Here is a 5,915-nt window from a genome sequence, read left to right on the forward strand (position 1 = left end):
CGGCAAACCGGTGGAGCTCACGCCGCGCGAGTTCGCGGTCCTGGAATACCTGCTTCGCAACGCGGGCCGCCCCCTGAGCCGCGCGGCGATGATGGAGCACGTGTGGGGAATCCGATTCGATCCCGGCACCAACATCGTGGACGTGTGCATCAATTCGCTGAGAACCAAGCTGGAAGACCGCGACCGGGGATTGATCCAGACGGTGCGCGGGGTGGGCTACGCCATCAAGCCGCCGGCCGGGGAGCCGGAGTGAACCGCCGCCGCTCGCTCCGGCGCGAGATCGTCGCGGGGTATTCGCTGATCCTGCTGGTGGCGCTCACCCTGTTCGCGGGCGCCACCTACGGCATCCTGCGGCGCTCGCTGAAGAGCGCGGGCACCGAGTCGCTGCGCCAGACCGCCGCCACGGCCGAGCGCTTCATTGCGCCGGGCATCCCCCGCGTGGCCACGCACGAGCAGCGGCTGCCGCCCACGGAGGGCGCGGTAGAGACACTTCGCCGCCGCTCGCGCCTGGTCACGGGCGAGACGGTGGAGATCTACGTGGCCCGCACCGGCGCCGTCGAGCAGCACGCCCTGCGCTCCTTCCTCCTGATCGCCCTGGTGCTGATCCCGGTGACGACGCTGCTGGCCGCGCTGGCGGGGCGAACGGTGAGCGACCGCATCCTGCAGCCCCTCAACCGGCTGGTGACGGCCTCGCGCGAGATCGGCATCGGCGGGCTGGCGCGGCGCGTGGACGAGCCGGAGCGCCCCACCGAGCTGCGCGAGCTGGCCCTGGCCTACAACGGCATGCTCGAGCGCCTTCAGCGCGCTGTAGAGGCCCTGCGCAGCTTCACGGCGGACGCCAGCCACGAGCTGCGCACGCCCCTCACCGCCATCCGCGGCACGGCCGAAGTCGCCCTCGCCCGCCCGCGCACCGCCGAGGAGCTGCGCGACACGCTGGAAGAGGTGGTCGATGAAACGCGCGAGATGCTTCACCTGGTAGAAGACCTGCTGACGCTGGCGCGCGGCGAGCAGGTGGAATCCGGCCCCGACGAGATCGCCGACCTGGCGGAGGTGCTACGCGACGTGCAGGACGTGGGCGAGGCGCTGGCCGCGGCCAAGCCGGTGGAGGTGCGGCTGGACGTCCCCGATACGCTCGCCCTGCGCGGCGACGCGGGTGCGCTCCGGCGCCTGTTCCTGAACCTGGTCTCGAACGCGGTGAAGTTCACGGAAGCAGGCGCCGTGACGATCACCGCGCGCTCGACCGCGGCGGGGGAAGCGGGGGACGGGCGGGACTGGGTGGAGGTGCAGGTCGCGGACACGGGCAGCGGCATCTCTGCCGAGGCGCTGCCCCGCGTGTTCGACCGCTTCTACCGCGAAGACGCGGCCCGCAACCGCAGCGGCGGCACGGGGCTGGGCCTGGCCATCGCCCGCATGGTCGCCGAGCGCCACGGCGGCACGATCGCGGTGCGCAGCGCCCCGGGCGAGGGGAGCGTGTTCACGGTGCGGCTGCCGGCGGGAGCGTGAGGGGAAGTGCGGAAGTGCGGAAGTGCGTGAGTGCGTGAGTGCGTGAGTGCGTGAGTGCATGAGTGCGTGAGTGCGGATGTTCGTGAGTGCGGAACTGCGAAAGTGCGGCAGCATGCACGCCACTCTGTCATCCTGAGGCCAAGCCACGCCGCACCCGCCCGCACGCCGTGCTCCGCGGGCCGAAGGATCTAGCCGCGGACACGTACAAGCCCGGGCGCGGCAGCGGTCACTGATGCGTAGGCCTCGGCCTCGGTCCAGGCAGTTGAAACCGCAGCTGGAACGTCACGAAGTCCTCCTTCGCGGACTGCACGCGAAGCGGAGTGCGCCAAGCCGGCCGAAGTGCAGTTCAGGTCTCCCCCTCCCCTGCGCAGCGGGGGACGGGGGCCGGGGGGAGGGGGCTCCCAAGGCATGCAAGGCACCCTGTCGAACCCCACCCGAATTCCCCCCTCTCCCGGCGCAGTTTGCCGGGGGAGGGGCCGGGGGAGGGGCCCGCCCGAGGCGTGCACCTGCCCCAGTCGAACCCCGATCGAAGTTCCCCCCTCTCCCGCGCCGTTTGCGCGGGAGAGGGGGGAGGGGGAACCTACCCCTCCTTCAGCCGCGCTTCCGCCAGTTCCAGCACGTAGCGCTTTCCGGGAAAGCGGATCAGCCGCAGGGCCTCGTCGTACGTGGCCCAGCGGTAGTCCTCGGCTTCGCGCGAAATGACCACGCGTTCTTCCTGGGTTTCCGCCAGGAAGTACACCACCTTCTTCACGATCAGCGTTCGCGCATCGCCCTTTCCCTGCGTAAAGACGTACCGCTCTTCCTCGCGAAAGCCGCGGAACAGCGAGATCTGGGTTTCCCCGATGCCCGCCTCTTCCCACAGCTCGCGAACCGCGGCCTGTTCTTCCGTTTCCCCGGACTCCACTCCGCCCTTGGGAAACTCCCATATGGGACGCCTGGTGAGCGCCGAACGCATCAGCAGGTAGCGCCGCTCGCTTCCCCCGTTCCGGAAGAGCACGACGCCCGCCGCCGTCTGCGAAATTCTTCTCATCCTCCCCTCCGGCGCGTAGAGGCAGGGACGTATTTGCGTGCAATCTGCTACGGACAAAGCGCGCAGGCAACCGGCATGATGGTTGCCCGCGCCGCCGCCCGACGTCCTTGCCTCCCCAGCCGCGCAAACCCGTGATGGACACGCGCTACCGCTCCGCCCCCGAGCCGCCCGAGAAGCCGAATCCCCGCGCCAGCGCCGAAGACGTGCAGCGCGGGCGCAGGCTGCAGGAGCCGCTGCCCGTCACGGCACCGCTCTGGAAGCGCGTGATCCACGAGTTCATGGCCGACGACATCAGCAACCAGGCCGCCAAGGTGGCCTACTACTTCTTCCTTTCGCTTCCGCCCTCGGCCATGGTCATGTTCGGCCTGACGGGCTTCTTCGGCGGGCAGGAAACGGGCGACTGGATGACGCAGCGGCTGACGACCTCCCTCCCCGCCGAGGCGTCGGGCCTGGTCTCGGGCTTCGTGAACGACGTCGTCCACCGCAACGCGCCCGGCCCGCTCTCCATTGGCCTGCTGCTGGCGCTGTGGGCCGGGAGCAACGTCTTCACCGCGCTCGAAGACACGCTGAACGTGTGCTACGGCGTCGTCGCCCAGCGGTCGTGGATTCGAAAGAAGCTGGTGGCCGTGGGGATGCTGGCCGCCTGCGCCCTGCTGTTCCTGGGCGGAAGCGCCGTGCTGGTGGGCGGCGGCGGGATCGCGCGGTCGCTCGGGCTGGGCGAGGCGGGGCGCACGGTGTGGGCGGTGGCGCAGGTGCCGCTGGGCTTCGCGATGATCACGGCCACCTTCTGGCTGATCTACTACGTCCTTCCGCTCAAGGACCAGTCCGGCTGCAAGAAGACGCTGCTCAAGGCGTCCGCCGTCGCCGCGGTGATCTTCGTGATCGCCTCGCTGGCCTTCCGCCTGTACGTCACCAACTTCGGCTCGTACAGCGCCACCTACGGCCTGCTGGGCACGGTCACCGTCCTGCTGCTGTGGATGTACGTAACCTCGCTCGTCATCCTGCTGGGCGGTGAGATCGCGTCGGAGATGGAGCGCGCGGCGTAGCACGCGCGCTTCTCGGCGGACCTTCGCGGTTTCGCGCGGGACGGTTCGTCGCTACTTTTGTTTGCCATCCAGCTCCATCCGCGGTTCCCTTCCCCGTCCTCCCCGCCCGATGTCCAGCACCCGACCCGTGCTCCGCGCATTCGTCTGCGCTCTCGCAATCGTGACCATCGCGGCCAACCTGCTACCCCTGGTGGAGTTCGCCATGGCGGTGCGGGCAGGCGAGGCGCTGCTGACGCCGGGTGTCATCGGAGTCGTGCTGCTGCTGGTGCTGGCTCCGCTTTCGGCCGCCGGCCTGGCGCTGGTGCTCGCGTGGCGCAGCTGGATGCGCGACGACGCCAGGGTGCTGGCGCTGTTCCTGGGGCTGCTGTCGTACGCGCTGGGCGCGGAAGGGACCTGGTCGGTGCTCAGGAAGTCGGGGCTTCCCGACTGGGCCGTGTCGGTGCTGGATACGGGAATGCCGCTGGCCGCCGTTGCCGGGATGGCGGTGATGATCCGCTTCTCCGGCATCTTCCCGCGCCCCCTCTCCCCCCGTGACATTCGGCCCGGGGTCTCGCGCGCCGGCCGCATCGCCGCGTACGCCCAGCTTTGGGCGATGGACCCCGCCCGGCTGCGGAGCACGGCGGCCTGGTTCTGCGGCCTGGTGGTCGTGGTGCCGCAGGCGCTCTCCATTTCCACGGACCTGCGCGGCGACGAGATCGACCTCGTGGTCTATGCGAAGTACCTGGTGCTCGCCGCATTGCTGGCGACCGTAACGCTGAGCGCCGCGAACCTGCGGACCAACTACCGCCTGGCCGACGCGGCGGGCCGCCGGCAGGTCTTCTGGGTGCTGGAAGGCTTCCTGTTCGCCACGGCCGTCGCGGTGCTTGCCTCCGCGCTGAAGCTGCTGCAGAACGCTACAGGGTACCAGGCCCCGCTGCCGCACTGGTACGCGCTGGCGCTCGTCGGGGCGTTCCTCGGGCTGCTGGCGTGCCTGGCCATCGCCCTGTTCGGCTCCGGCGCGCTGGACCCGTCGCTCGCCCTGCGCCGCACCGCGGTGTCGGGGATGCTGGGACTGCTGGCCGTCGTGCTCTTCGCGGTTTCCGAGCAGGTGATGCAGGAGTGGCTGGGCGCGCGTCTGGGGCTCAGCCCGCGGACGGGCGGCATCGTCACCGGCGTGGCGCTGGGCCTGGCGTTCGAGCCGCTGCGCACCCGCACGTCCGCGTTCGTGGAACGCCAGCTCGCGCGCTTCGGCGCGGAGGCGCCTGCGCCCGCGACGCCGCTCCCGGTGGGTACCGTCCTGGCCTGACCGGATGGCGCCGGCTGCTCCCGCTCCGCGACTCCGCGTGCTGATCCGCTTCGCCGTCCTGGTGCTGGCCGCCTACGCGATCTTCGCCGCGCTGGTCTGGTTCTACGCCGAGCGGTTGATCTTTCAGCCACCCGCCGGCCGGCATCCGCCCTCGTCCGACGTGGTCTCCATCCCGCGTCCCGACGGCGGAACCCTTTCAGCGGTGCACGTCCGCAACCCGGAGGCGCGGTACACCGTGCTCTTCAGCCACGGGAACGCGGAAACCATCTGGCACAACCTGGATTTCTTCCGCGAGATGGCCGCCGCGGGGTTCAGCGTTCTGGCGTACGACTACAGCGGCTACGGCCTGAGCACGGGCCGACCCTCCGAGCGCGCCACGTACGCCGACATCGACGCGGCGTACGACTACCTGACGCGCACCGAACGCGTGCCGGCGGAGCGGATCATCGCGCACGGCCGCTCGCTCGGCGGGGGCGTGGCGGCGGACCTCGCCAGCCGGCAGCCGGTGGCGGCACTGGTGCTGGAAAGCACGTTCACCACCATCCACGGCGCGGTCAGCGACTATCCCCTCGTGCCCTTCGACCGGTTCCGCACCTGGAGCAAGCTGCCGAAGGTGCGCGCGCCCGTGCTGGTGGTCCACGGCACGGAAGACGAAGTCATCGCGTTCGCCCACGGACGGCGCCTGTACCAGCGCGCCCCGTCTCCCAAGCGGCACTACTGGGTGAACGGCGCCGGGCACAACGATCTGTTGTGGGTGGCGGGAGATGAGTACTGGCGCGTGCTCACGGACTTCGCCGCCAGCCTGCCGGCCGAGGGCACCAGTGAAGCGCTCGTTCACGAGCCCGTCAACGAGAGCGAGCTTCGCGCCGGCCCCAGCTGGAATATCGACGATCGGCAGGACTGATTCGAACCCGCCGGGTTCCCGCCCGGCACCATCACCTCATCAGTGGAGAAACCTCATGGCCCGTCGCAGAAGCCCGTTCGTTCCCCTCGTTGCCCTGGCGCTGGTCGCCGCATTCGGCTGGGTGTACTTCGGTCCGCACATGGCGCT

At 70.2% G+C, this 5,915-nt stretch carries 6 protein-coding genes; 5 read left to right on the forward strand and 1 reads right to left on the reverse strand.

Features of this window, described 5'->3' with window-relative positions; all coding sequences use genetic code 11:
* Positions 1-253: winged helix-turn-helix domain-containing protein (locus VIB55_RS05210; protein ID WP_331875608.1), on the forward strand; the 253-nt coding region annotated here is incomplete at its 5' end.
* On the forward strand, positions 250-1,503 hold the full coding sequence (locus VIB55_RS05215; RefSeq protein WP_331875609.1) for a sensor histidine kinase: 1,254 nt from the start codon (positions 250-252) through the stop codon (positions 1,501-1,503). The genes VIB55_RS05210 and VIB55_RS05215, both read left to right, overlap by 4 nt.
* A gap of 580 nt (positions 1,504-2,083) precedes the next feature.
* On the opposite strand, the gene VIB55_RS05220 is transcribed toward VIB55_RS05215, so the two are convergent.
* Positions 2,084-2,533 carry a bis(5'-nucleosyl)-tetraphosphatase gene (locus tag VIB55_RS05220; protein ID WP_331023717.1) on the reverse strand — a complete coding sequence of 150 codons (450 nt, stop codon included), beginning with the start codon at positions 2,531-2,533 and terminating at the stop codon, positions 2,084-2,086.
* A gap of 134 nt (positions 2,534-2,667) precedes the next feature.
* Here VIB55_RS05220 and VIB55_RS05225 point away from each other — a divergent pair, with 134 nt between their 5' ends.
* From VIB55_RS05225 to VIB55_RS05235, 3 genes are all read left to right on the forward strand, one after another.
* Positions 2,668-3,579, forward strand: a complete 912-nt coding sequence (locus VIB55_RS05225) for a YihY/virulence factor BrkB family protein (RefSeq protein ID WP_331875612.1) — start codon at positions 2,668-2,670, stop codon at positions 3,577-3,579.
* A 109-nt stretch (positions 3,580-3,688) separates the two neighbouring features.
* On the forward strand, positions 3,689-4,864 hold the full coding sequence (locus VIB55_RS05230; RefSeq protein WP_331875610.1) for a hypothetical protein: 1,176 nt from the start codon (positions 3,689-3,691) through the stop codon (positions 4,862-4,864).
* Between the two features lie 37 nt (positions 4,865-4,901).
* Positions 4,902-5,768: an alpha/beta hydrolase gene (locus tag VIB55_RS05235; protein WP_331875611.1), complete on the forward strand. Its 867-nt coding sequence runs from the start codon at positions 4,902-4,904 to the stop codon at positions 5,766-5,768.
* Positions 5,769-5,915: the final 147 nt, after the last annotated feature.

The sequence above is a fragment of the Longimicrobium sp. genome (genome assembly GCF_036554565.1).
Lineage (GTDB): Bacteria > Gemmatimonadota > Gemmatimonadetes > Longimicrobiales > Longimicrobiaceae > Longimicrobium.